Raw genomic sequence first — 25,795 nt, 5'->3', positions numbered from 1 at the left:
TTCTAGTTGCTGTGCGTTTAGTTGCTCAGCGGAGCGAAGTCAGGCAGATCTGCGGAAGAGCCGGAGCCGCCGTTGACGTAGTGGTACGGATCGTTAGCGCTGTCCGGCTGCACTGCGCCGGTGCCCAGGCCGGTGACCAGGTCATTCCAGAAGTCGCGGGTGTCATCCTGCCAGTAGCCCCACTGGTGGGTGCCTTGTGGGCGGAAGTTGTAGTTGATGGTGTTGATACCCAACTGGTTGGTGTGGTTAGCCAAGTTGTGGGTACATGCGTTGGTAGCGCCCTCGATGATGCCGCCTTCAACGATGACCTGGCCGGAAGCGGACAGGTTGCCGTTGACGCGAGGGGAGCTCGGCAGGTCATGGCGACCGGCCAGTCCGGTGCCGTTGGATACGTAGACGTTCTGCTGTCCGCGCAGCTTCTCTGCGTTCAGCAGCGCATCGTTGTAGCGAGCGGTGTCCGTGTTCAGTCCACCCCACATCTGATCGATGTTCGCGCCGCCGCGGTTGAGCGTGACGTTGACGAAGGTGGAGCCCATTGGGCTGATGGTCTCTGCACAGCCGGAGAAAGAGCCCACAGCGTTGTACATGCCAGGGTTGTGCTCTGCGTAGAGCAGGGAGGTGGTGCCGGTCATGGACATGCCGGCAACTGCCTTGACATCGCTAGCGATGGTGGCGCCATTCTGCTGGAAGCCCTCCATTGCAGCAGGCAGTTCCTTGGTCATGAAGGTCTCCCACTTCTGAGGACCCTGTCCGTCACCCTGCAGTGCAGGAACTTCGCTGTTCCAGTCCGTGTAGTAGGAGAACGCGCCAGCCATAGGAATGACGATGTTGGCGCCGATGCCTGGGGAGGTCAGTGGGCCGTTGGGGTTGTTGCGAGACTTCTTCTGGTCCGGGCGCTTGCCCTCGTTGCCGCCCCAGAACTCGATAACGTCCGTCTGTGCCAACCAGTTTGCGCGGCCTTCGCCGCCGTCAGCGCCGTTCATGAGGTACAGGGTAGGAGCGTTCGTGCGCTTCTCCTTGGCCAGAGGCTGGATCAGAACCAGAGGAATGTTGCGCTGCATGGCCTCAGACCATGCCCACACCTCGCGCACGTTGTCATAGCCAGCGCGGTTGTAATCCTGGATGATGGAGCGCCACTGAGTCTTGGTGGCTGGCTGGTTCGGCGTAGCACCGGTGTAATCCGTGTACGTGACATCCTCACCCGCACCGTTCTGGTAGGTGACGGATGTTGCCTTGACCTCTAGAAGCGCGACGGCATCCGCGGCCTGCGCGGCTGGAGCGACAAGAGTAGTGGCGGTCACGGGTGCCAGTACCGCCATGGCTGCGGCAGTGGCGCGGAAGATGGTGCGCTTCATTTCAGAACCTTTGGAAAGATGTAAACCGAATCAACACGCGTGGTGCATCTTCGATGGAAAGTAAACGGCCACTCTCGCCAAAACGAAGCTCTCAACCGAAGGCGACTGCCCCTTGTCTCAAGCTGCTGGCGGGAATAAGGCCATAACAAAATGGGACATTACAGTGTCCGTAGGGAAAAAGTAAGGCAAGTTGGCAAGAAACTGTCAGCTCGCTCAACGTCACCCGCAAAGCCTGGTTGCGGTGGAAAAATTCCTTATGCGTTGGAGGTGCGCAACACAGGAAAGTCTGCCAAAATATGAGCGATTGTTGCTTTTCTATCAGTTTTCTTTGTTTGTTTGTTCAGCTGATCGAGAAAGCATTCTCACTTTCTTCTCTGTTGATTCGCCCTTCACTGGAGAAAACCATGGCCTCACTGATCAACAGCCTGCCTGAGTCCTTCCTTAATGAAGAGTTCCTCATCTCAACCGATTCCTTCTCTAGTCTCACCAGGGATTTTAAGGCCCTCGGAAGCGGAATCTTCGTCCATACTCTGGCGCTGATTCAGCCCTTCTTGGGGTAGTCCCCAAGCGGCTCTCCAGGGTTGATGCCCTAGGAGAGCGCCACCTTAACTGTGTAGTCCCCCTGTCTCCCCACCTACTTGTTTATGGGTGGGGAGACAGTCATGTTCTAGGCGCGTATCCTTGGGCATCGTGGCTGAACATTATGATCTAGTAGTACTCGGAGCAGGACCCGGCGGATATGTGGCGGCAATTCGTGCCTCCCAGCTGGGCCTGAAAACCGCCGTTATCGAAAAGCAATACTGGGGTGGTGTGTGCCTCAACGTTGGTTGTATCCCCTCTAAGGCACTGATTCGTAACGCGGAGCTGTCTCACACCATCACTCGTGAGGCCAAGACCTTTGGCATCACGGGTGACAACATCTCCATGGACTATGGTGTGGCTCACCAGCGCTCCCGCAAGGTTTCGGACGGCATCGTCAAGGGCGTCCACTACCTGATGAAGAAGAACAAGATTCAGGAGATCAATGGCAAGGGATCCTTCAAGGATGCCAAGACCATTGAGGTTTCCGATGGTGACGATGCTGGCAAGACGATCACCTTTGATAATTGCATCGTCGCTACCGGTTCCGTGGTCCGCTCCATTCCTGGTGTGGAACTGGGCGGAAACATCGTGTCTTATGAAGAGCAGATCCTAAATGCCGATAAGCCAGATTCCATGGTGATCATTGGCGCCGGTGCCATTGGCATGGAGTTTGCCTACGTGCTGGCTAACTTCGGCGTAGATATCACTATCGTCGAGTTCATGGATCGTGTTCTGCCTAACGAGGACAAGGACGTCTCCAAGGAGATCGCCAAGCAGTACAAGAAGCTGGGCGTGAAGCTCAAGACCGGTTACAAGACCACTGAGGTCCGCGACAACGGCGAGGGTAAGGGCGTTGAGGTAGACATTGAGTCTGCGGACGGCGAGAAGTCCGAAACCCTCAAGGCTGACCGCGTGATGGTGTCCATCGGCTTTGCCCCTCGCGTGGAGGGCTTTGGCCTGGAGAACACGGGCGTGAAGCTCACCGAGCGCGGCGCCATCGATATCGATGACCACATGCGGACTAACGTTGATGGCATCTACGCTATCGGCGATGTCACCGCCAAGTTGCAGCTGGCCCACGTGGCCGAGGCGCAGGGCGTGGTTGCTGCCGAGGTCATGGCTGGTGCGGACACTCAACTGTTGGGCGATTACATGAACATGCCTCGCGCAACGTTCTGCTCCCCGCAGGTGGCATCCTTCGGTTACACCGAGGAGCAGGCCAAGAAGAAGGCAGACGAGGAAGGCCGCAAGATCAAGGTCTCTTCCTTCCCATTCTCTGCCAACGGCAAGGCTGCTGGCTTGGGTCACGGTGTGGGCTTCGTGAAGCTCATCGCGGATGCGGAGTACGGCGAGCTCATCGGCGGACACCTCGTGGGACCTGATGTCTCCGAGCTGCTCCCAGAGCTGACTCTCGCGCAGCGCTTCGACCTCACCGCCGGTGAGATCGGCCGCAACGTGCACACGCACCCCACGCTGTCCGAGGCAATGAAGGAAGCCGCAGAGGGCATCGAAGGTCACATGATCAACCTATAGCCTTCGCGGTGCTAGGCCGGGTCTATCTGCTTATCGTGGTAGGTGGGTCCGGTTTCTTTTTCTTTTCGACGCCAACCTCAGCGCGGACTAGTAAGGCGACACCGTTGAGCTATGTGCGTCCACGGTGATGGGGCGGTGGATCGGCGGGAATGCTCGCTGGGGGCAGTTGTCTCTAGGACACATGCGGCAACCGGATCCGATTGGGGTGGCGGCGCTGGGATCTGCGAGGTCGAGGCCGTCTGCGTAGACGGTGCGGGAGGCGTGCTTCAGCTCGCAGCCCAGTCCGATGGCGAACATCTTGCCGGGCTGGCCCCACGCGGAGCGGTGGTGGTTGACGGTGCGCGCGATCCAGAGATAGCTGCGGCCATCTGGCATCTGCGCCATCTGCCGCATGATCTTGCCGGGGTAGGAGAAGGTCTCGTAGACGTTCCACAGCGGGCATGTACCGCCGGAGTGGGATAGGTGCAGACCGGAGGCGGATTGTCGCTTGGACATGTTGCCTGCGCGGTCCACGCGCACGAATGTCCAGGGAATGCCGCGCAGGCTGGGGCGCTGGAGGGTGGACAGGCGGTGGCAGACCGTTTCGTAGCCCACGCCGTAGTCGCGCATGAGGAATTCGAGGTCATAGCGGGATTCTTCTGCTGAGGCGTGGAACATGCCGTAGGGCAGCAGCAGTGCTGCAGCCCAGTAGGTGGCGAGGCCGCGGGAAGCTAGTGCCTGCGAGCTCTCTGACGTGAAGTGGCCAAGTTCTACGAGCGAGGAGATGGTGTCCCCGGCTTCGAGGTAGGCCAGTTCCGTGGCGAGGCGGAATGCGATCTGACCGGGGCGCATCTTCGAGGACACGTAGATCTTGCGCGTCTGCTGGTCGAAGGTGTGCTGAGTATCGCCCAAATTAGGAGAGTAAACCACGGGGATGCTGTGTTCGCTTTGCAGGCGGTTGGCGAGGATGTCCTCCGTGTGACGGATCTGATGATTGCCCAGCTGGAGGGTGTGTGAGAGTTTCTCGGCCTGCACGTCTAGGACGTCGACGTAATTCTGGCGCGAATAGAAATAATCGCGGACCTCCTCGTGCGGCATGCTGAATACCTCGGGGCCAGAGGCTCGGCCGAACAGCTCGCCACGCGGGGTAATGGACATCACTGCAGAACCCTGGATGCGTTCCTCTGTAGCCAGCGTGAGTTTGTCCGAGACGTTGCGGTAGCGCGAGTGCATGTCCACCATGGCGCGAGCGACTGACGGGTGGTTGCGCACCAAGGATGCCAGCTCCACCACGTCGAGCGGGGCGGGACAGATTTCTCGGTCCATGACCACGTCTTGCAGCTCCGCGAGCAGGCGAGTGGAGTCTTCTGCGGCGAAGAAGGTGGCGTCTACGCCGAAAGCCTCGGTGATGCGCTCCAAGACTTTGACGGTCAGGGGTCGCACGTCGTGCTCGATCTGATTGACGTAGCTGGCCGAAAGGTGCAGGGTCTGAGCGAGCTGCGCCTGGGAGATATCCCGTTCCTTTCGCAGCTGTCGTAGACGAGACCCCACGAAGGTGCGGTCAGTGTCAGGATGCTCGGAGCTCATGAAGCTAACAGTATCTTTAGGTGGGGCACTTGCGTAACCGAATCTCTGTGAGAGAATTTGCCAGGTATTTCGGGCACCTAGAGTGGGATGTATTTCGCCGAAGCAAGATTGGGAATCCGCGTACAGAGGAGAGTTGCTATGACCGTTTCATCGATCAAGTCGCCTCGGTGGGTCGCACTTGTGCTTGTTGTCTTGGCTGGCTTGGCCATGGGCATCGGCGCAATGGAACAGCCGCAATCGTCAACTACCAGCCTTCCGGATGCAACGGACTCCAAGTTTGTTGCGGAAGTCCTTGAGCAACGTCCCGGAGACGATGCCCAGACTGCCATTGCACTGTTGGATTCCGCGTCGGGCAAGGTGCTTGATCTGGGGAAATTGCAGGGGTTAGCTATGGATCTAGGTGGGCCGCTTATTCCCAACGATGATTCCACTGCCGCCATCATTCCTTTTGAAGTCCCAGATGAAGGTGCACAAGAGGGGGCACAAAGAGTTTTCGATGTGCGGACTGAGCTCGCTGCGAATGCGCCGGAGGGGGTGGAGACGTTTGTAACTGGGCCTGCGGCAGTTTCTGCAGATCTGGTGGACGTTTTCTCCGGGGCGAACTTTCTCCTGCTGAGTGTGACAGCCGCGATCATCGCGGTGCTTCTGATTGTTACGTACCGCTCTCCCATCTTGTGGGTCGTTCCTCTGGTGGTTATCGCGATCGCGGATCGTCTGGCCCAAATCGTGTTCACCTGGGTGCTCTCTGCAGTTGGAGTGCCGTGGAATGAGTCAGTTTCCGGAATTCTCTCGGTATTGGTATTCGGAGCGGGAACCAATTACGCGCTTTTGCTGATTTCGCGATACCGCGACGAGTTGCATCGTCACACATCTTGCTTCGAGGCTATGGCCGCTGCATGGACTCCCACTGCAAAAGCAGTGACGATGTCTGCGGTTACGGTACTTGTCGGCGTCTCATGCCTCCTGCTCTCCGCCGTGCCCACCACCCGCGGATTGGGCTTGGCATCTGTGGTGGGCATCATCATTGCGCTGGTGTTTGGTGCGCTAGTACTCCCCGGTTTTTTGGTGCTGTGCGGCCGATGGATTTTCTGGCCGAAGAAGCCGACGGTGGGTGAAGCAACAGATCACCGCATGTGGGATTCGGTGGGGAAGTTCGTTAAAAAGCGCCCTGTGGCTGTAGTAGTGGCTGCCATGATCATTTTGGGAACTGCGTGTGCGGGAGCCATGGGCATCTCAACCGGGCTAACCCAATCTGATCAATTCATCGATACGCCAGAATCGATATCTGCCGCAGATCGCCTGGCGGAAAAGTTTCCTGGACAAGATGCCACGCCGGCCAAGGTGATTACCCATGATTCCGAAGGGTTAACGGCGGCTCTTGGAGCAAAGGGAGCTGTGGTTCAAGCAGCGGATCCGGTCGGAGAGTGGGAAGTTCTCAATGTTTCTGGCTTTGGTACCGCTGAACTGAGAGAACTCATCGCCGAATCGAATTATTCGGAAGCTCGCGTGGGTGGCCAAGATGCGCAGCTGCATGATCAAGAGCAATCCTCTGCCGACGACCGTCTGTTGATCTTCCCCACAGTGCTTCTCTTGGTTTTCATCGCTTTGGTGATTGTTCTACGCAGCTTCCTCGCACCACTGATCATGGTTGCCACTGTGTTGTTGACCAACGTGGCAGCATTGGGCCTGGGCTGGTGGATTTCCACCTACATCTTTTGCTTTGAGGCTTTCGCTGATACCACGCCACTCTATGCCTTTGTCTTTCTTGTGGCCTTGGGAATTGATTACACGATCTTCCTCATCACTCGAACCAGAGAAGAAGCCACGCAGCACGGCACGAGGAACGGAGTTCTCAACGCACTATCGGCCACAGGAGGTGTCATTACCTCGGCAGGAATACTTCTCGCCGCAGTTTTTGCAGCGTTGGGAGTACTTCCACTGGTGGTTCTGGCTCAGGTCGGGATCGTTATCTTCATCGGCGTGCTACTGGACACTTTGATCGTGCGCACCTTGCTGATACCGGCAGTGGTGCAGTTGCTGGGAGAAAAATTCTGGTGGCCATCCGAGATCAATGGCCACTCTACTTAGCCGTGGATTGTGTTAGCGCAGGGAGGAGCTACTGCCAGCTTCAGGCAGATCGGGGCGCGCTTCTGGTGACGGATTCTTCCGCGCCTTGATGATTCCATTGGGCAGGCGAGGTGCGGGAAGCCAGCTCATGCCATCGGCGTTCTGGTCCGGCCCACCGTGGCCCACATAGCCTTCGACCTGCCCAAAGCGCTCCGTGCGTTGCTGCCACTGCTCGCGGTATTCAGCGATTTCCTCGCTGGACCGGCCCACGAAGTTCCACCAGATCACGATGTCCTCCGCGAAAGGTTCGCCGCCGAGCAGAATGGCTCGCGCAGGATCATCGGAATCATTGCGGATGTGCAGCGTGTGCGCGCCCACGCCCGTGTAGCCGATTCCAGCCTGAGGGATAGAGATTCCTTCGAGGGTGACGCTGCCTGCGTCGACAAGGAGACCGTGCTCGAAGGACTCCTGCACATTCACAGTGATTTCTGCATGCGGATCGATGCGGAGCTCGGCGCCGAGCAGTGGGGTGAAGGTCTCCACCGGGCTGTGGCTACCAGCAAGATCGCCGAGGAACACCACGGCCGATCCGCCGTCGAGGTCAGTGACGGGCGGGGTGTAGTGCTCGAATGAGCGGGGAGCAGTGGAACGCGCGCTCTCCGGCAGCGCGACCCAGAGCTGGACTCCGTGCAGGGTGGAGACGTCCTTCGTGGAAGTCTCGGAGTGGCAGATGCCCGCTCCCGCGGTCATGAGATTGACCTCGCCGGGTAGAACCGTGCCGGAATTTCCACCCGAATCGATATGGGCGATGGAACCTTCGAACAGCCAGCTGACCGTCTGCAAGCCAGTGTGCGGGTGCGGGGCAACATCCATCCCGCCGGTGCGTGAGACATCATCCGGGCCGTAGTGATCAGCGAAGCACCAGGCGCCGATGAGGGATCGCTTGCGCTGGGGCAGCGTGCGGCGGACGTTCATCGCGCGCGGACCACCGAGTGGAACGTCCCGAGCGGTGATGATTTCCACGGGAACGTAGCCAGCTGCAGCACTGGTCGCATCTGCGCAGCCACCTCCGCGGCACAGTATCTCCGAAGGGTGGGCATCCGTATTGCTCATGCGGCAATCATAGCCGTGAGCGTCAGTGGCATGTCACCTACAGATATGAAAAGGCAGGACGGGCTAGAAAGCCCGTCCTGCCTCGTGTGCACAGTTCGCTATGAACCTGCTGCTATCTGGCGTGTTTCCTCAGTGAAGAGAATCAACCGAGATAATCAGAGGCTTAGTGGAACTGGCCCTCCTCGGTAGAGCCCTTCAGAGCAGTGGTGGAGGAGTTTGGATCCACGGTGGTAGCAACGCGGTCGAAGTAGCCAGCGCCAACCTCGCGCTGGTGCTTCACAGCGGTGAAGCCGCGCTCTTCGGCAGCCTTGAACTCGCGGTTCTGCAGGTCCACGAATGCGGACATCTGGTTGCGGGCGTAGCCGTGAGCCAGATCGAACATGGAGTAGTTCAGGGTGTGGAAGCCAGCCAAGGTGATGAACTGGAACTTGAAGCCCATTGCGCCCAACTCGTTCTGGAACTTGGCGATGGTGTCATCGTCCAGGTGTGCAGACCAGTTGAAGGAAGGGGAGCAGTTGTAGGCCAGCATCTGGTCTGGGAACTCGGAGCGAACAGACTCAGCGAACTTCTTAGCCAGCTCCAGGTCAGGAGTACCGGTCTCCATCCAGATCAGGTCAGCGTAAGGAGCGTAAGCCTTCGCACGTGCGATACAAGGCTCGATGCCGTTCTGCACGTTGTAGAAGCCCTCAGCGGTACGGCCGCCGGTCAGGAATGGCTTGTCGCGATCGTCAACGTCGGAGGTCAGCAGGGTAGCAGCCTCGGCATCGGTACGAGCGATAACCAGGGTTGGGGTGTTAGCAACGTCTGCTGCCAGGCGAGCAGAGTTCAGGGTGCGGATGTGCTGCTGGGTAGGGATCAGCACCTTGCCACCAAGGTGTCCACACTTCTTCTCAGAAGCGAGTTGGTCCTCCCAGTGAGAACCTGCAACGCCGGCCTTGATCATGGCCTTCTGCAGCTCGTAAACGTTCAGCGCGCCGCCGAAGCCAGCTTCGCCGTCGGCAACGATTGGCACGAGCCAGTTGTCAACAGAGGTGTCGCCCTCAACGTGAGCGATCTCATCAGCACGCATCAGAGCGTTGTTGATGCGCTGAACCACGGAAGGAACGGAGTTAGCTGGGTACAGGGACTGGTCTGGGTAGGTGTGACCGGAGAGGTTTGCATCACCTGCAACCTGCCAACCGGACAGGTAAACAGCCTTCAGGCCAGCGCGGACCTGCTGAACAGCCTGGTTACCGGTGAGGGCGCCCAGGGAGTTGATGTAGTAATCGCCGCCCTTGGTGACCTCGTCCCAGAGGATCTCAGCGCCACGACGTGCGAGGGTGTGCTCCTCGACGACGGTGCCCTGAAGGTCTTCAACCTGCTGTGCGGTGTAATCGCGCGTGATGTTAGCCCAGCGTGGGTTCTCGTCCCAATCCTTCTGGATTTCTGCTGCGGTACGTGGCTTGCCAGTGTTAGTCATCTGGTAGTTCACTTCCTTAAAGTGGAAATTGTGCTTGGTGTTCCAGTGCGTAGCTGCTCTGAACGTGCACGACCTGCGGCAACCGTGACTCCCGAGTGTTCGCTCTCATCCAACTGTGTGCGAAACCGCTAAGGATTTCGCGGACAGTGGCGGCGCATCGGTGAAAGGTGTGCCCATGTCGCTAATCCCCAAGATACCAAGGTAAAAATCCACGTCAATGCTGCATACGGTTCAAATTATGTGTGGGGGTGCCTACCCAATTTGCAAAGTTTGCGAAGTTTTAAACATTGCATTCCGGTGCTGTTCAAGTCTTACTATCCACCCGTTGCGTGCCAAGCTGGGGATTTTGCGAAAGCTGAAGGGGTGGTGTTTGGCGTCGAAAATAGAAAGACATAGAGGTAACCGCACCGCAACATTTCCGAAACTTCCCCGAGGCGGGGGTGCCAAGAGTGGGGCAGGGGGAAGAATTATCCCAACCGTGACAGCCGTCACCTAGGGTGGAGACATAAGTACTCATCCGAAAGATAGAGGTGTAGTAATGACTGAACCCCAAGCTACGCAACGCGTACAGGCCGGCAACCTGCAGGTTTCCGAGGTTTTGTACAACTTCGTCAATAGCGAAGTGCTCTCCCGTATTGGTAAGGAAAGCGAAGAGCAGCAGAAGGCTTTCTGGGACGGCTTCGGCAAGATCGTCGAGGAATTTACCCCCCGCAACCGCGAACTGCTGAACAAGCGCGATGAACTCCAGTCCAAGCTGGACGAGTGGTACAGCTCCCACAAGGGCGAGCAGAACGCCGAGGAGTACACCAGCTTCCTGAAGGAAATTGGCTACCTCGCAGAAGAGCCCGGCGATTTCGAGATCTCTACTGAGAACATTGACACCGAGATCTCCCGCACCGCTGGCCCACAGCTCGTGGTGCCCATCCTGAATGCACGTTTTGCTCTGAACGCTGCTAACGCACGTTGGGGTTCCCTCTACGATGCCCTCTACGGCACCAACGCCATCTCCGAGGAGAACGGCCAGGAAAAGGGCAAGGGTTACAACAAGGTCCGCGGCGACAAGGTCATCGAGTGGAGCCGTGAGTTCCTGGACCGCGCCGTGCCACTCGAGTCCGGCTCCCACAAGGACGTCACCGAATACTCCATCGCATCCGGCCAGTTCACCGCCACGATCGATGGCAACGAAGTCCGCCTGCAGGAGCCAGACGTTTACGTTGGTTACGCCGGTGACAAGGAAAACCCAACCAGCATCCTGCTGCGCAACAACGGCCTGTACCTGGACATTCAGATTGATCCAGAGTCCCCAGTTGGCAGCACCGATAAGGCTGGCGTGAAGGACATCGTGGTGGAAGCAGCAGTTTCCTCCATCATGGACTTCGAGGATTCCGTGGCAGCCGTGGATGCCACCGACAAGACCCTGGGCTACCGCAACTGGCTGGGCCTGAACACCGGCGAGTTGTCCGAGAAGATCGAAAAGGGCGACAAGTCCTTCACTCGTACCCTCAACCCAGACCGCACCTACGCCGGTCGCGATGGCTCCGAGCTGCGCCTGCACGGCCGCTCCCTGCTGTTCGTCCGCAATGTGGGTCACCTGATGCAGAACCCAGCGATCCTGGACAAGGATGGCGAAGAGGTCTTCGAGGGAATCATGGACGGTGTCATCACCGCTGCATGTGCCATCCCTGGCATCGATAAGGACAATGACCTGCGCAACTCCCGCCAGGGCTCCATCTACATCGTGAAGCCAAAGCAGCACGGCCCAGAAGAGGTGGCGTACACCAACGATCTGTTCGCCGCTATCGAGGACCTGCTGGATCTGCCTCGCTACACCCTGAAGGTGGGTGTGATGGACGAGGAGCGCCGTACCTCCGCCAACCTGGATGCCTGCATCGCCCAGGTGAAGGATCGCCTGGCGTTCATTAACACCGGCTTCCTGGACCGCACTGGCGACGAGATCCACACCTCCATGGTTGCGGGCCCAATGATCCGCAAGGGCGAGATGAAGCAGTCCGAGTGGATGCTCGCCTACGAGGACAACAACGTGGATGCCGGCCTGGCACACGGCCTGCCTGGCAAGGCGCAGATCGGTAAGGGCATGTGGGCCATGACCGAGCTGATGGCTGAGATGCTGGAGCAGAAGATCGGCCAGCCTAAGCAGGGCGCATCCACCGCGTGGGTTCCTTCCCCAACCGGTGCTGCGCTGCACGCTACTCACTACCACGAGGTGGACGTCTTCGCGGTGCAGGAGAAGCTGCGCACCGAGGGTCGTCGTGACACCTTGGGCAAGATCCTCACCCTGCCAGTTGCAGGTCCTGCCAACGGCGAGGGCAATGCCACCTGGTCTGCGGAAGAGATCAAGGAAGAGCTGGACAACAACTGCCAGTCCATCCTGGGCTACGTGGTCCGCTGGGTGGAGCAGGGCGTGGGTTGCTCCAAGGTTCCTGATATCCATGACATCGACCTGATGGAAGACCGCGCTACCCTGCGCATTTCTTCCCAGCTGCTGAGCAACTGGCTCAAGCACGGTGTGGTGACAGAGGAGCAAATCCTCGAGTCCCTGCAGCGCATGGCTGCCAAGGTGGACGGTCAGAACGAGGGCGACGCTGCCTACCGCAACATGGCTCCAAACTTCGACGAGTCCGTTGCTTTCCAGGCCGCGAAGGACCTTATCCTCAAGGGTCAGGAGCAGCCTTCCGGTTACACCGAGCCGATCCTGCACGCTCGCCGTCGCGAGTTCAAGGAAAAGCACGGCATCGCCTAAACGGTTGCTGTTCCGGTGAGGGCCTGAATGGTCCTCGGTGGGTTAGTGTGGTTTCTTTTCCGACGCCAACCTCCTGATTATCAACGCGCAAGCTTTCCTCCTGCAGTGTGACTGCGGGCGCTGAGAGCTTGCGCGTTTTCTTGCGCGCAGCCGAATGTCTTATGGCCCGTTAGTATGGGACGCAGTTGTTTTTGCACTTTCGAATGTCTACTCGCGAACGTTCATTCGCGAACGTTCTGGGGAAGGAACCTGATCGCTGTGCCACAACTCGACAAGCCACTGTTTAGCTACGGGGCGCTGCTGTTTGATCTTGACGGAGTTATTACTCCGACCGCCGCGCTGCACCGTGAGGCGTGGAGCAGGATGTTTAGTGCTTTCTTGGCGCAGCGGGGTGCGGAGCCGTATACCGAGCAGGATTACTTTGATTACCTGGATGGTCGGCGTCGGGATGAAGGGGTGGCCGCGCTGCTGGAAAGCCGCAACATCACCGTGGACGAAGGCACCGCGGAGGATGCTGCGGACAAGGACACGATCCATGGCCTGGGGGCACGGAAGAACGAGGACTTCCTGAAGCTGGTCTCTGAGGGTGTCGAGGCGTATCCCGGTTCGGTGGCGCTACTGGACGAGTGGCGGGCGCGCAAGGATGCGGGCGAGGACGTGCCGCGCATGGCTATTGTGAGTTCCTCGAAGAACGCGCGCCCAGTGCTGGAGGCGGCCGGTTTGGTGGACCGCTTTGAGCTGATTGTGGACGGCATCGTGGCTAATGACCGGGAGCTGCCGGGCAAGCCTGCGCCGGATACCTATGCTTATGCAGCTGAGCAGCTGGGCGTGGGTGTGGAAGATGCGGTGGTTCTGGAAGATGCCACCAGCGGTGTTGCCAGCGGACGAGCGGGTGACTTTGGGCTGGTCATCGGCGTGGATCGGGGCGCGGGGGAGCAGGCGCTGCTGGATGCGGGCGCGGACGTGGTGGTCCGAGATCTTGGGGATTTGCTGCAGAGTTAAAGCCTGACCCAGCGCGTGGGCTGTGGCTTGCGCGCTTTACTGTTTACTTTTCACGTCGGTATGAAGGAGTGCGTCCATGTCCCTGAGCAACACCAATCACTCGCAGCTGGAGAAATTTCTGAAGCAGCGCAGAGAGAACGATTTCGACGGCCCGGATCGTCCTATTGATGGGGAAAACTTGGCGGAGCTGAATTTCCGGGTGGATCAGAAGCACCACCACGTGAATCCTTTTGAGGAGATGGACTGGGAGAACAACCCCATTGACGAGTGGGCGTTCATCGAGACCAAGCCTAACCGGATGGACCTGGGCGTTTCGGAGACGCTCTTCGCGTTGTCCAATGGCTACCTAGGGATGCGCGGCAATCCGGAGGAAGGCCGGGATTCTTCCAAGCACGGCACGTTTATTAACGGTGTCCACGAGACGTGGAACATTCAGCACGCCGAGGATGCCTACGGCCTGGCCCGTGCTGGTCAGGGCATCGTGAGCGTGCCAGACGGCAAGCCGATGCGCCTCTACATTGACGATGAGCCTCTGCGCTTGGGCAATGCCGAGGTCACGGACTACCGGCGCAGCTTGGATTTCCGCGAGGGTATTCTGCGCCGCGAGATGGTTTGGCGCACGCCCAGCGGCAAGCATGTGCGGGTGACGTCTGAGCGCATGGTCAGCTTCCAGGAGCGCCACTTGGCGATCATGAGCTTGGAAGTGGAGCTGCTGGACGATGATGCTGCCGTGGTCATCAGCTCGCAGCTGCTCAACCGCGAGGATGGTGAGGGCGAGTTCCCGGATAACAACGCTCGCGAGGCTGCGGAGGAAGGCTTCGATCCACGCCGTGGCGAGGAGTTCGTGGAGCGGGTGTTCATCCCGAAGTACCAGTCGCAGCCGGAGCCGGAGCGCGCAACCTTAGGTTTTCAGATCAACCACTCTGGCATGACCGTGGCCGCGTCCATGGATCACGTTCTGGATATGTCTAATCCGGAATCTGCGGAGGATTCCGGCGTGGAGGTCAGTACCCGCGTGGAGGAGGACGTGGCTAGCGTGGCGTACCACGTCAACGGCAAGAAGGGTCTCAAGTTGCGGCTGGAGAAGTTCGTTAGCTACCACTCTTCGCGTCACGTGGCCCCGCAGGAGCTGGGTTTCCGCTGCGCCCGCACCATCAACCGAGCCAAGTCCGTAGGCTTCCGCAACCTGGCCATCAATCAGGCGGAGTGGCTGGCGCGTTTCTGGGAGCGTTCCGACGTCAAGATTGGCGGTAAGCCCGCTGTTCAGCAAGCTGTCCGCTGGAATCTGTTCCAGCTGATCCAGGCCTCCGCTCGCGCGGAGACCAGCGGAATTCCGGCCAAGGGAATGACGGGTGCCGGCTACGGTGGCCATTACTTCTGGGACACGGAAGTGTATATGCTGCCGTTCCTGAGCTACACCAACCCGGTGTTTGCTCGTAACGCGCTGCGCTTCCGCTATGACATGTTGCCGGCGGCGAAGCAGCGCGCGCTAGAGCTGGCGCACGATGGCGTGCTGTTCCCGTGGCGCACGATTAATGGGCAAGAGTCCAGTGCGTATTACGCGGCGGGCACGGCGCAGTATCACATTGATGCCGATATCGCGTTTGCGCTGATGAAGTACGTGCATGCCACGGGCGATACGGACTTCCTGCTGGAGCAGGGCATCCATATTTTGGTGGGAACTGCACGCTTCTGGATGTCCTTGGGCTTCTTCACTGCGGCGGGGGATCGCTTTGAGATCCACTCCGTGACCGGCCCGGATGAGTACACCACCGTGGTGAACAACAACCTGTACACCAACGTGATGGCGCAATATAACCTGCGCATTGCCGCGCAGGTGTTGCACCAGATGAAGGTGAGCCGTCCTGATGCCTACCGCGATCTGCTGAAGCAGACGGAGCTGACGGAAAAGGAACTGGAGCTGTGGGGCAAGGCCGCCAAGTGCATGGCCATCCCTTTCAATGAGCAGCTGGGGATGAATCCGCAGGATGATCAGTTCTTGCAGCGCGAGGTGTGGGATCTGGATGATCCCGAGGTGGGGCCACAGCGTCCAATGCTTCTGCATTATCACCCGCTGACCATCTACCGGTACCAGGTGGTCAAGCAAGCAGACGTGGTGCTTGCGCTGTTCCTGCAGGGACAGGCCTTCAGTACAGAGCACAAGCGCGCGAACTATGACTACTACGATCGCCTGACCACGGGAGATTCCACCCTGTCTGCAGTGGTGCAGTCCATCATGGCGGCAGAGCTGGGCTACCGGGAGAAGGCCGTGAACTTCTTCTACCGTGGCCTGTTTGTGGATTTGGCTAACCTGCACGGCAACGCGAAGGACGGCACACACATCGCATCGTGCGGTGGCGTGTGGTCCGCTCTGACGTACGGCTTTGGTGGATTCCGTGATTTCAACGGGCAGTTCTCCATCAGTCCTCGGTTGCCAGAGGGTTGGGAATCCTTGGAGTACAACCTGACCTTGCGCGGCAATCGCTTGAACGTGACGGTGACTCCAGAAGGTGTGGAGCTCAAGGTTGCGGACGGCGAGGGCACCGTGGGGCCGATCTGGGTGATGGGCCAGGACGTTACCGTGGGCAGCGAGCCGGTCTTTGTTCAGGGAGATACCGTGCTGACTGATGATTCTGCCGATTCGACGCGGGCGCACGATCGCGCACTGGCGGAGGATGCGCGGGCATACTCGGCGCTGTTTGAAGAGGACTGAGGTTGGCGTCGAAACAGTAATCGACGAAGAAGATATATACCCATATAAAAGGTATGAAAAGACGCCCTTCGGGGCGTCTTTTTCGCAACGTGACTATTGCGTAAATGCCGTTTGTCAAGTGACCTGGTTCACACTTTGGTGACGAGACCGGAAAATTCCCCCTTAACGGGGTGTATGTGCCCATTGTTAACTTCAGTGAACTAGTGAGCCATGCCCTCCAACACTTAAAGTAGCGATGACACTGGAGGTGCCATGACTGTTAAATATGACGACCGTGAGGCAATTTCTCACGGAAAGATTAGTACTAAGCCGCTGCGCAAGAAGCCCGGCTTCCCTACCTGGGCAATGAAGCTGACGATGGCCGTGACTGGCATCATCTTCGGCCTGTTTGTCCTCGTTCACATGCTCGGCAATCTGAAGATCTATGCCGGCGCTGAATCATTCAACGCGTACGCTGATTTCCTCCGCGAATTCGGCTACCCACTTTTGCCACATGAGTCCCTGTTGTGGATTGCTCGAATTGTCCTGCTGCTGAGCCTCGTGCTCCACGTCTGGTGCGCATTCGCGCTGGTGGGACGCTCTCACCAGTCCCGCGGTCGCTTCAAGCGCAAGAACATGGTCGGTGGTTGGAACACCTTTACCGCACGTACCATGCCGGTCACCGGCATCGTGCTGCTGCTGTTCATCATCTTCCACATCTTGGATCTGACTCTGGGAGTCTCTCCAGCTGCTGCTGGCGAGTTCCAGGGTGCAGTGGATGGGCAGCACGCCGCCTACCAGAACCTCGTGGAGTCCTTCTCCCGTCCAGGCGTGGCGATCTTCTACATCCTCGCGATGGTGATCCTGTTCATGCACCTGTCCCACGGTATTTGGACCGCCTCCTCTGACCTCGGCGTGACGGGCCACCGTACCCGTCAGGTCATCCTCTGGATCTCCTACCTGTTGCCTGCGATCATCATGGTCGGCAACATCTCCATCCCTCTCGCAGTGATGTTTGGTTGGGTTGATCAGGTTCCATTCGTTCCTGGCGCAAGCCACTAAACCGCGAGTCTGAAGGAGATAAAGATATGAGCGCTATTACCAATCATCCGCACAACCAGACTGCGGACTTCAACTACGATGACGCAGTGGCTGCTTTCAGCGCACCGGAATCTGCCGTGCCCGGCGTGGCAATCGGCTCCGTGCTGAAGGACAATGCTCCACACGCTGTATCCCAGGATCAGCAGTGGCAGTACGCCAAGGAGCACTTCGGAATGGTGTCTCCACTGAACCGTTCCAAGTTCACCATCCTCATCGTGGGTACCGGCCTGGCCGGCGGTGCTGCAGCTGCGGCTCTCGGTGAGTTGGGTTACGACGTCAAGGTCTTCACCTACCACGATTCCCCTCGTCGTGCGCACTCGATTGCTGCCCAGGGTGGCGTGAACTCCTCCCGCGGCAAGAAGCTGGATAATGACTCCACCTACCTGCACGCGAAGGACACCGTCAAGGGTGGCGATTACCGCTGCCGCGAAAACGACTGCTGGCGCTTGGCCATGGAATCTTCTAAGGTCATCGACCACATGAACGCTGTGGGCGCACCGTTCTCTCGCGAGTACGGCGGCACCTTGGCTACCCGTTCCTTCGGTGGTGTGCAGGTCTCCCGTACCTACTACACCCGTGGACAAACCGGTCAGCAGCTGCAGCTGGCCACCACCTCTGCTCTGTACCGTCAGATCGGTGCAGGCAACGTGGAAATCTTCACCCACTCTGATCTGGTTGATCTGATCGTGGACAAGGGCGTGTGCCAGGGCATTATCACCCGCAACCTGATCACCGGCGAGCTCACCGCTCACACCGGCCACGCCACTGTGCTGGCCACCGGCGGTTACGGCAACGTGTACCACATGTCCACGCTGGCCAAGAACTCCAATGCATCCGCTCTCATGCGTGCATACGAGCTGGGCGCTTTCATGGCATCCCCATCGTTCGTGCAGTTCCACCCAACCGGCCTTCCCGTGAACTCCACGTGGCAGTCCAAGACGATCCTGATGTCTGAGTCGCTGCGTAACGATGGCCGCATCTGGACCCCAAAGAAGAAGGATGACGATCGCGACCCGAACTCCATTCCGGAGGACGAGCGCGACTACTTCCTGGAGCGTCGCTACCCAGCCTTCGGTAACTTGGTGCCTCGCGATATTGCTTCCCGTGCAAACGCGCAGCAGATCAACGCTGGCTACGGCGTGGGTCCAATGAAGAACTCCGTGTACCTGGACCTGGGAGACGCCATCGAGCGCCTGGGCAAGGACACCATCCGTGAGCGCTACTCCAACCTCATTCAGATGTACGAAGAGGCCATTGGTGAGTCTGCTTACGAGACCCCAATGCGTATCGCCCCTACCTGCCACTACACCATGGGTGGCCTGTGGACGGACTTCAACGAGATGACCTCCATCCAGGGTCTGTTCTGCTCCGGCGAAGCTTCCTGGATGTACCACGGCGCAAACCGCCTGGGTGCAAACTCGCTGCTGTCCTCGTCTGTGGAAGGCTGGTTCACCCTGCCGTTCACGATCCCGAACTACCTGGCACCACGCCTAGGCGAGTCCATCCCTGAGGCTGACTCCCCAGTGGCTCAGGAAGCACTGCAGCGCGCACGTGCTCGCTTCGACAAGATCATGAACATCAAGGGCGATAACCCACACGGACCTGAGTACTACCACCGCCAGCTCGGCGAGATCCTGTACTTCTCCTGTGGTGTGTCTCGTAACGTCGAGGACATGAAGGACGGCATCGAGAAGATCCGCGCCCTGCGCGAGGACTTCTGGGCCAACGTTCACATCCCAGGCGACGTGGACTACATGAACCAGACCCTAGAGTACGCAACCCGCGTTGCGGACTACCTGGACCTGGGCGAGCTCATGTGCGTGGACGCCCTGGACCGCGACGAGTCCTGTGGTGCCCACTACCGTGACGATCACCTCTCCGAAGAGGGCGAGGCAGAGCGTGACGATGACAACTGGTGCTTCGTCTCCGCATGGCAGCCAGATGGACCAAACAAGTTCATCCGCCACGCTGAGCCGCTGTACTTCGACAAGATCCCGCTCATGACAAGGAATTACAAGTAATGAAACTGCATCTTGAAATCTGGCGTCAGGCGGGCCCACACGCCGAAGGCCACTTCGAATCCATCAATGTTGACGATGCTGAACCGCAGATGTCCATCCTGGAGCTGTTGGATCACGTCAACAACAACCTCGTTGAGGACGGCAAGGAAGCATTCGCTTTCGCATCCGACTGTCGCGAAGGCATCTGTGGCACCTGTGGCCTGATGGTCAATGACCGTCCCCACGGCCCAGACAAGAACAAGCCTGCGTGTCAGCAGCGCCTGCTGTCCTTCAAGGATGGCGACACCATCAAGCTGGAGCCACTGCGCTCCGCTGCGTACCCAGTGATCAAGGACATGGTCGTGGACCGTTCCGCACTGGATCGCGTGATGGAAAAGGGTGGCTTCATCACCGTTGCGGCTGGTACCGCACCGGATGCTGATTCCCTGCTGGTTAACCACTCCGATGCAGAGCGCGCTCTGGATCACGCTGCATGTATCGGCTGCGGCGCATGTGTGGCAGCCTGCCCTAACGGCGCTTCTCATCTGTTCACCGGTGCAAAGCTGGTTCATCTCACGCTGTCCCCACTGGGCCGCGAGGAGCGTGGACGCCGCGCCCGCAAGATGGTCGACGAGGCAGAGCAGACCTTCGGCTCCTGCTCCCTGTACGGCGAGTGTGCGGATGTCTGCCCTGCCGGCATCCCCCTGACCGCTGTGGCAGCCATCACTAAGGAACGCACCCGTGCCGCTTTCCGTGGCAAAGATGACTAGAATTTAGTCATACTGTTTAGAAAGTAGGAGAAACGTCATGTCTCTTCCCCAAGAACTCCAGATTGGTCGCCTCTACAAGGAGGGCTACGTGCCGTCCAGCTTGGATGCGCCGCACTCCTCCCTCCAGCGATCCCTCACGTGGCTCGGCATGGGCTTCATCTTGGCGTCCATGGCTGGACTCGGCACCATGATGTGGGGACTGTCCTCAATGCTGAATGACTACCGCACTGATGGGCAAGTTTTTGCCATCGCCGGGGCAGTTATGGGCTTTGGACTCCTGTTCCTCGGTTTCATCTTGGTTCACGTTGGACGCAAGAACTACCGCGAGTACAAGGAACGTACCGGCCGCATCATGTGATACCCGCGCTCTCTTGGGCGCGCAGGCACCTCCATTAACGCGCGAGAGCCATCGTCAACTAACTTCTGTTGGTTGACGATGGCTCTTTTTATTCGAGTTTCTTTCCCCTTTTCACGTATCTCTTGCGAAGTCAGAAAGTGCCCCGCATGACAAAAAGGCCACAAACCCAGTCCACGGACAATGGCAACAATGCCATCCGCTTTACGCGCTACCTAGACCGCGGACGTCCCGTGGAAACTGTAGGCGGCCCAGATTCGCAAGAGGACCTTCGCTTTGTGCAAAACGCGGACAACCGCATCGTCGTCAATGTCTATCCCCGCCCCACCACGATGGATATCTTCGAACTAGGGGACACCTGGAAACTGCACCCGCTGCTTATCGAAGACCTTCTGCAGGGCGAGCAGCGCCCCAAGCTAGAGATCTACGATGACGTGCTGTTCCTCGTCGTGCGGTCTACCCGGTATATCGATGAGTCAGAGGAAGTCGACTTCTCCGAGTTTCACCTCGTGGTGACCCCGCAGTCCTTGAACATCCTGTGCCAAGACAATCGTTGGATTGACGGCCGTGATGGCGTCGACAAAGAAGGGCAACTGGTCAATCCACAAGAATGGGAACGTGTGCTGTTGGGGAAGGAAGACGACCTCGACCTGCGCCCGGAGGTTATTGTGTACCGATTTCTGGACGCCATCGTTGACGGCTTCTTACCCGTGTTGCGAGGCATTGCGGTGGACAAGGAACAGATTGAACGACAAGTCTTCTCCGGCGATCAGACCGTTGCCGAGCGTATTTACCACCTAAGTCAAGAAATCATCGACATGCAGCACGCCACGACCCCGCTGATGGAAGTAATGCAGGGGTTGCGGCGCGAGATGGAAGATCGGGGGATGTCGAAGCAGCTCAAGGCCTACCTGGATGACGTGACAGACCACCTGACGTTCGCGAACAACCAAGTGCTGGAGTACCGGGCAGCGATGCAGCAGATCCTCGACGTGAACGCGACGCTTGTCTCGGAGCGACAAAACGACGCGATGAAAAAGATTTCGGGATGGGCGGCAATCCTTTTTGCCCCGACGCTCATCGCGGCAATCTACGGAATGAACTTTGACGATATGCCGGAACTGCACTGGGCGCTGGGCTATCCCTTTGCATTGGGGATGATGGCGATTTTCGCCGTGGGACTGTGGTTGTTGTTCAAGAAAAACAATTGGATGTGAGCGTGGGGCAACACTAGTGGAGCCTCACCGGAACGGGCAGTACAACGGAAAGAAACAGAATTCATATAGTGGAAACACACCTTGATTTCGGTGCGCTTACACTAAGTTACAAACGTCAGTATGTGTCTAAAGGTCGGAGAAATTCATGTCATTGACACCCCGTGAGATGGACAAGCTCTTTGTGTTCACGATGGCGGAGGTGAGCCGGCGACGTAAAGACCGCGGACTCAAGCTCAACGTTCCAGAAGCTACCGCGCTGATCTCTGAAGCCTGCATCGAAGCAGCACGAGACGGCAAAAGCGTGGCAGATGTCATGGAGATCGGCACTCAAGTGTTGGGGCCAGACGATGTGATGGAGGGCGTCCGTGAGAGGCTAAGTCTCTTGCAAGTCGAGGCCACATTCCCTGACGGGACCAAGCTAATTAGTGTCCACGATCCGATCGGGGTGTGATGCGGATGTCTGAGGATACTCAGGTCATTGTCTTCGCCACGGCGGAAGCCCCGCAGCGGAAGCAACTCGCTGAACAAGGAGGTTTTCCGGTGGCATCGTCAACCCGCGAGCTCACCGAACTAATTGAGGCCACTCAGAGTCCGCGGGTTGTGGTCGTTCCCGCGAGCACGGGACGCGATCTCACAGCGATCACCCAGGTTGCCCAGACTCTGACGTGGCTGAAGTCTTCCGGTTCCGTGCCGCAGCTCCTACTCGCCGCGCCAATCTTTAATGACACGTACACCATCGCGTATCTGCGCAGGCGGATTCGTGCTGCCACGCAGCGGGGAAGCGATGCCTTAGCGTTTGTCGCACAGGCGGTGGATCCCTTTGCCGATGCAGAACTTTTTCGTCGCGTGCGATTGGCGGAGCAGTACTCGGAGAAAATCCAGGTCTCCTTGTGTTTCGACGCAAAACTCCCCACAAAAGCGGACGTTTTCCCCACCTTGGAGCAGACGATGCACACGCTGGACAAGCTGGGCGCAACCCGGGTGGAGCTCGCGCGAGCAGACTTGGGCCTGTGGGAAGACGGGGAGCAACGCTTTGATCTCTGCGGTGCTCGTGCTCTGCACACGGCCATTCACTTGTCCGCGCGAAACGCGCAGCACGCCGCCGAACATGGCGATGATGGCCTCGCGGCCGGGTTGTTGGCCGACCATGCGGCGGGCTTCGCACACTCGCACGGAGACGAAGATGGCCACGCTCATCAACACGAGCATTCGCATCCTCATCCCCACTCGCACAGCCACGCGCACGCGCACTCTCACGCGCATCCTCACACTCATTAGAAAAGAAGGTCAACCATGTCCAGCGGATCCAGCGCGTACATCGTGCAGCCCGGGGAAATTGAGCTCAATGTGGGCGCGGCGCGGGAGCATATGACGGTGAAGAACACCGGCGACCGCGCCATCCAGGTAGGTAGCCATTATCACTTCTTTGAGGTCAACCCCGGTTTGGAGTTCGATCGGGAGAAGGCCTGGGGCATGCACCTGGCCATCCCCGCGGGCCTGGCCATTCGTTTTGAGCCGGGCGATGAGAAGGACGTGGAGCTCACCGAATTCCGCGGCAACCGCATCCTGTACGGCTTCAGCGGTCTGGTCAACGGGAGCCTAGATGATCCGGATATCAAGGCCGCCTCCATGTCGCGATTGCATGAGTTCCTGCACGCCAATGATGAGATTTCCCTGCAGTCCACCGCCACCCCGGTAGTTGAGGAAGACAAAGAATGAACAGTATTGATCGCTCCCGCTACGCAGAGATCTACGGCCCTACTGAGGGCGACCTGGTCAAGCTGGCGGATACCAACCTTAAGGTCCGCATCGACAAGGACTATTCGGCCGTCGCTTATGGCGACGAATCCGTCTACGGCGGTGGCAAGGCAGTCCGCGATGGCATGGGGCAAGATCCCTCGGCGGTCGAGTCGCTGGATACCGTCATTTTGGGTGCCATTGTTCTCGACGCCATACTCGGCGTGGTCAAAGGTGACGTCGGAATTAAAGATGGACGCATCGTGGGCATCGGTAAGGCGGGTAACCCAAACACCCAGGACGGGGTGGACCGTGATTTGCTGATCGGCCCCGGCACGGAGGTTATCTCTGGCGCTCACCGCATTCTTACTGCAGGTGGCGTGGATACTCACATCCACTACATCACGCCGCAGCAGGCGGAAGAGGGACTGTCCAACGGCATCACCACGTTCTTCGGTGGTGGAACAGGACCGGCCGAGGGCTCGTTGGGAACAACCTGCTCGCCCGGTGAAAGCGGGGTGCAGTTCATGCTGCGCGCGGCAGAAGGCTTGCCGGTGAATACCGGTTTCCTGGGCAAGGGCTCCGGTAGCTTGCCCGATGCTTTGCGCGTCCAAGTGGCCGCAGGTGCTGCGGGACTGAAGGTGCACGAGGACTGGGGTGCTACTCCGGCGGCTATCTCCAACGCATTGGATGTGTGTGAGGAAATGGACGTACAGCTGGCGATCCACACAGACACTCTGAACGAGTCCGGATTCTTCCAGTCCACGGCACGCGCGATGGGCAATCGCACCATCCACACCTTCCACTCCGAAGGCGCTGGTGGCGGGCATGCGCCGGACATTTTGCGGGTAACGGGAATGAGCAACGTTCTGCCGTCGTCGACAAATCCCACCTTGCCCTACACGGTCAACTCGGTGGAAGAACTGCTGGACATGGTGATGGTGTGCCACCACCTATCCCACGACATTCCAGAGGATGTGTCCTTTGCGGATTCGCGCGTGCGCGCAGAGACGATCGCGGCGGAAACCGTGATGCACGATATGGGTCTGATCAGCATTTTCAGCTCCGATTCCCAGGCGATGGGCCGCGTGGGCGAATCCTGGACCAGGGCGTTTCAAACCGCGCACCACTGCCGGGAACAACTGGGAGAGCTGGAGGGCGACGACGGCGCGGACAATAACCGGGTACTGCGATACCTGGCCAAACTCACGATCAACCCGGCGATCGCGCAGGGCATCTCCGAGCATATCGGGTCGATTGAAAAGGGCAAGATCGCCGACCTGGTGCTGTGGCCCGTGGATTCCTTTGCTGCGAAGCCGCAAGTAGTGCTGCGCCACGGCCGCATAGCGTGGGCCGCGATGGGGGATCCCAACGCATCTATTTCTACCCCACAGCCGATCTACTATCGCCCGCAGTTCGCCAACTTCGGCAAGGCGTTGCCCGCAACGCGTGTGACATTCATGTCCCAGGCCGCCATCGAGGCCGGGGTGCCGGAGAAACTCGGACTAGATTCGCTGGTACTGCCCGTTCGAGGAACCCGTCACCTGGGCAAGCGGGACATGATTCGCAACAACCGCTTGGCGGATATTCAGGTGGATCCGGACACCTATGAAGTCCGCGTGGATGGGGATATTGTCACCATCGATCCGGCCGAGCGTTTGCCTTTGGCGCAACTTTTCTACTTGTTTTAAGTGAAGATGTAATGACTCAACTATCCGCCTTACTGCACGCTGTGACCTACGGTGATTCGGCATATCCCTCTGGCCGTTACACACTGTCGCACGGGCTGGAAGGTCTGGTGCAATCGAGCAAGGTTCGAGGTGCAGACCAAGCCGGAGCTGCCCTGGAGGGACACCTTCGACACACGGCCGTTCCAGGTGACGGGGTGGCCACGGCTATGGCTGTGCTGCAGGCTGAGGCGGTAGCCGATGGCACGCTGTCGCTGGAAGATGCGCTGGATTTTTTGATGCGATTGGATTACGAACTCACAGCCACGAAAATCACCGAGGAGCTGCGCAAATCGTCCACGCGGGTAGGTCGGCAGACGCTGCGGGTTCATGGCGAGGTCACGCCGGTTAGTGGGGTGTTGGAATCTTTTTCCGAAGCCACCTCGCGCCGTCACACTCCCGGAAACCAGGCCATCGCATTGGGATTGATTCATCAGTCGCGCGGGCTGGATGCGCTGGAAGCCGTCGGCGTGGAACTCATTGGATTGGTGATCGGATGGTCCTCGGCGGCGCTGCGCTTGCGGCAATGTGACCACATCAGTGGCCAGGTCATGATCAATCGCGTGATGCCGCTGATCGAGGACCGTGCGGAATGGGCGGTGGCTGAAGCCCGCGAATTATGCGCGACCGGGGACGTGCAGCACCTAGGCCGCGCAAGCCCTGGGCTGGACATGGCAAGTGCCGCGCACGAGCGTGCGCCCGCCCGGCTATTCATGAGCTGACCAGGGTGAACGAAGCTGGTTGGGGGCGGGGCTGGC

19 protein-coding genes are annotated in these 25,795 nt (G+C 58.7%); 15 read left to right on the top strand and 4 right to left on the bottom strand.

Going from position 1 to position 25,795, the window contains the following annotated elements:
- Window positions 1-17: 17 nt before the first annotated feature.
- On the bottom strand, window positions 18-1,355 hold the full coding sequence (locus CS919_RS04860; RefSeq protein WP_099298379.1) for an alpha/beta hydrolase: 1,338 nt from the start codon (window positions 1,353-1,355) through the stop codon (window positions 18-20).
- Between the two features lie 690 nt (window positions 1,356-2,045).
- Here CS919_RS04860 and lpdA point away from each other — a divergent pair.
- Window positions 2,046-3,470, top strand: a complete 1,425-nt coding sequence (lpdA, locus tag CS919_RS04850) for a dihydrolipoyl dehydrogenase (protein WP_099298571.1) — start codon at window positions 2,046-2,048, stop codon at window positions 3,468-3,470.
- A gap of 87 nt (window positions 3,471-3,557) precedes the next feature.
- On the opposite strand, the gene ramB is transcribed toward lpdA, so the two are convergent.
- On the bottom strand, window positions 3,558-5,036 hold the full coding sequence (gene ramB, locus CS919_RS04845) for an acetate metabolism transcriptional regulator RamB (RefSeq protein ID WP_099298377.1): 1,479 nt from the start codon (window positions 5,034-5,036) through the stop codon (window positions 3,558-3,560).
- 138 nt (window positions 5,037-5,174) lie between these two features.
- Here ramB and CS919_RS04840 point away from each other — a divergent pair, with 138 nt between their 5' ends.
- Window positions 5,175-7,124, top strand: coding sequence for an MMPL family transporter (locus tag CS919_RS04840; protein WP_099298376.1), 1,950 nt, complete (start codon window positions 5,175-5,177; stop codon window positions 7,122-7,124).
- Between the two features lie 12 nt (window positions 7,125-7,136).
- Here the strand turns inward: CS919_RS04840 and CS919_RS04835 are convergent, their stop codons facing one another.
- The gene (locus CS919_RS04835; protein ID WP_099298375.1) at window positions 7,137-8,216 is read right to left on the bottom strand and encodes a pirin family protein; all 1,080 of its coding nucleotides are present in this window, start codon (window positions 8,214-8,216) and stop codon (window positions 7,137-7,139) included.
- A gap of 163 nt (window positions 8,217-8,379) precedes the next feature.
- Window positions 8,380-9,675: an isocitrate lyase gene (gene aceA, locus CS919_RS04830; RefSeq protein WP_099298374.1), complete on the bottom strand. Its 1,296-nt coding sequence runs from the start codon at window positions 9,673-9,675 to the stop codon at window positions 8,380-8,382.
- 538 nt (window positions 9,676-10,213) lie between these two features.
- On the opposite strand from aceA, the gene CS919_RS04825 reads away from it, so the two are divergent.
- The 13 genes from CS919_RS04825 to CS919_RS04765 all read left to right on the top strand — a co-directional run bounded on the left by CS919_RS04825 (window position 10,214) and on the right by CS919_RS04765 (window position 25,759).
- A complete protein-coding gene (locus CS919_RS04825; RefSeq protein ID WP_099298373.1) occupies window positions 10,214-12,436 on the top strand; it encodes a malate synthase G in 2,223 nt (740 codons plus the stop codon).
- A gap of 258 nt (window positions 12,437-12,694) precedes the next feature.
- A complete protein-coding gene (locus tag CS919_RS04820) occupies window positions 12,695-13,438 on the top strand; it encodes an HAD family hydrolase (protein WP_234990821.1) in 744 nt (247 codons plus the stop codon).
- A 76-nt stretch (window positions 13,439-13,514) separates the two neighbouring features.
- Entirely contained in the window at window positions 13,515-16,151 is a 2,637-nt protein-coding gene (locus CS919_RS04815) for a glycoside hydrolase family 65 protein (protein WP_099298371.1), read from the top strand.
- A 252-nt stretch (window positions 16,152-16,403) separates the two neighbouring features.
- A complete protein-coding gene (locus CS919_RS04810; protein WP_099298370.1) occupies window positions 16,404-17,192 on the top strand; it encodes a succinate dehydrogenase cytochrome b subunit in 789 nt (262 codons plus the stop codon).
- A 26-nt stretch (window positions 17,193-17,218) separates the two neighbouring features.
- Entirely contained in the window at window positions 17,219-19,252 is a 2,034-nt protein-coding gene (locus CS919_RS04805; RefSeq protein ID WP_099298369.1) for a fumarate reductase/succinate dehydrogenase flavoprotein subunit, read from the top strand.
- Window positions 19,252-20,001, top strand: a complete 750-nt coding sequence (locus CS919_RS04800; RefSeq protein ID WP_099298368.1) for a succinate dehydrogenase/fumarate reductase iron-sulfur subunit — start codon at window positions 19,252-19,254, stop codon at window positions 19,999-20,001. The genes CS919_RS04805 and CS919_RS04800 overlap by 1 nt, the downstream gene beginning before the upstream one ends.
- Window positions 20,002-20,038: 37 nt before the next feature.
- The gene (locus CS919_RS04795) at window positions 20,039-20,359 is read left to right on the top strand and encodes a hypothetical protein (protein WP_099298367.1); all 321 of its coding nucleotides are present in this window, start codon (window positions 20,039-20,041) and stop codon (window positions 20,357-20,359) included.
- Between the two features lie 146 nt (window positions 20,360-20,505).
- Complete coding sequence (locus CS919_RS04790) at window positions 20,506-21,573, top strand: magnesium and cobalt transport protein CorA (protein WP_099298366.1); 1,068 nt, start codon at window positions 20,506-20,508, stop codon at window positions 21,571-21,573.
- Between the two features lie 145 nt (window positions 21,574-21,718).
- The gene (locus CS919_RS04785) at window positions 21,719-22,024 is read left to right on the top strand and encodes an urease subunit gamma (RefSeq protein WP_099298365.1); all 306 of its coding nucleotides are present in this window, start codon (window positions 21,719-21,721) and stop codon (window positions 22,022-22,024) included.
- 5 nt (window positions 22,025-22,029) lie between these two features.
- A complete protein-coding gene (locus CS919_RS04780; RefSeq protein ID WP_143341753.1) occupies window positions 22,030-22,851 on the top strand; it encodes a hypothetical protein in 822 nt (273 codons plus the stop codon).
- Window positions 22,852-22,866: 15 nt separating this feature from the next.
- Window positions 22,867-23,292 (top strand): urease subunit beta, encoded by a 426-nt coding sequence (locus CS919_RS10825; protein ID WP_099298363.1) that lies wholly within the window; start codon window positions 22,867-22,869, stop codon window positions 23,290-23,292.
- On the top strand, window positions 23,289-25,001 hold the full coding sequence (gene ureC, locus CS919_RS04770; protein WP_099298362.1) for an urease subunit alpha: 1,713 nt from the start codon (window positions 23,289-23,291) through the stop codon (window positions 24,999-25,001). The genes CS919_RS10825 and ureC overlap by 4 nt, the downstream gene beginning before the upstream one ends.
- An 11-nt stretch (window positions 25,002-25,012) precedes the next feature.
- Window positions 25,013-25,759 (top strand): urease accessory protein UreF, encoded by a 747-nt coding sequence (locus CS919_RS04765; protein ID WP_099298361.1) that lies wholly within the window; start codon window positions 25,013-25,015, stop codon window positions 25,757-25,759.
- Window positions 25,760-25,795 lie beyond the last annotated feature (36 nt).

Origin of the sequence: Corynebacterium dentalis (assembly GCF_900232865.1) — a bacterium.
In the GTDB taxonomy this organism is placed as follows: Bacteria; Actinomycetota; Actinomycetes; order Mycobacteriales; family Mycobacteriaceae; genus Corynebacterium; species Corynebacterium dentalis.
Note: the sequence above shows the minus strand (reverse complement) of the source record. Positions and strands in the feature narration are given on the sequence as shown.

Excerpts from the sequence above, each read along its gene's own strand:
- CS919_RS04860 (WP_099298379.1), bottom strand. The coding sequence starts at position 1,355 with ATGAAGCGCACCATCTTCCGCGCCACTGCCGCAGCCATGGCGGTACTG.
- ramB (WP_099298377.1), bottom strand. The coding sequence starts at position 5,036 with ATGAGCTCCGAGCATCCTGACACTGACCGCACCTTCGTGGGGTCTCGT.
- CS919_RS04840 (WP_099298376.1), top strand. The coding sequence starts at position 5,175 with ATGACCGTTTCATCGATCAAGTCGCCTCGGTGGGTCGCACTTGTGCTT.
- CS919_RS04835 (WP_099298375.1), bottom strand. The coding sequence starts at position 8,216 with ATGAGCAATACGGATGCCCACCCTTCGGAGATACTGTGCCGCGGAGGT.
- aceA (WP_099298374.1), bottom strand. The coding sequence starts at position 9,675 with ATGACTAACACTGGCAAGCCACGTACCGCAGCAGAAATCCAGAAGGAT.
- CS919_RS04825 (WP_099298373.1), top strand. The coding sequence starts at position 10,214 with ATGACTGAACCCCAAGCTACGCAACGCGTACAGGCCGGCAACCTGCAG.
- CS919_RS04815 (WP_099298371.1), top strand. The coding sequence starts at position 13,515 with ATGTCCCTGAGCAACACCAATCACTCGCAGCTGGAGAAATTTCTGAAG.
- CS919_RS04810 (WP_099298370.1), top strand. The coding sequence starts at position 16,404 with ATGACTGTTAAATATGACGACCGTGAGGCAATTTCTCACGGAAAGATT.
- CS919_RS04805 (WP_099298369.1), top strand. The coding sequence starts at position 17,219 with ATGAGCGCTATTACCAATCATCCGCACAACCAGACTGCGGACTTCAAC.
- CS919_RS04800 (WP_099298368.1), top strand. The coding sequence starts at position 19,252 with ATGAAACTGCATCTTGAAATCTGGCGTCAGGCGGGCCCACACGCCGAA.
- CS919_RS04795 (WP_099298367.1), top strand. The coding sequence starts at position 20,039 with ATGTCTCTTCCCCAAGAACTCCAGATTGGTCGCCTCTACAAGGAGGGC.
- CS919_RS04790 (WP_099298366.1), top strand. The coding sequence starts at position 20,506 with ATGACAAAAAGGCCACAAACCCAGTCCACGGACAATGGCAACAATGCC.
- CS919_RS04785 (WP_099298365.1), top strand. The coding sequence starts at position 21,719 with ATGTCATTGACACCCCGTGAGATGGACAAGCTCTTTGTGTTCACGATG.
- CS919_RS04780 (WP_143341753.1), top strand. The coding sequence starts at position 22,030 with ATGTCTGAGGATACTCAGGTCATTGTCTTCGCCACGGCGGAAGCCCCG.
- CS919_RS10825 (WP_099298363.1), top strand. The coding sequence starts at position 22,867 with ATGTCCAGCGGATCCAGCGCGTACATCGTGCAGCCCGGGGAAATTGAG.
- ureC (WP_099298362.1), top strand. The coding sequence starts at position 23,289 with ATGAACAGTATTGATCGCTCCCGCTACGCAGAGATCTACGGCCCTACT.
- CS919_RS04765 (WP_099298361.1), top strand. The coding sequence starts at position 25,013 with ATGACTCAACTATCCGCCTTACTGCACGCTGTGACCTACGGTGATTCG.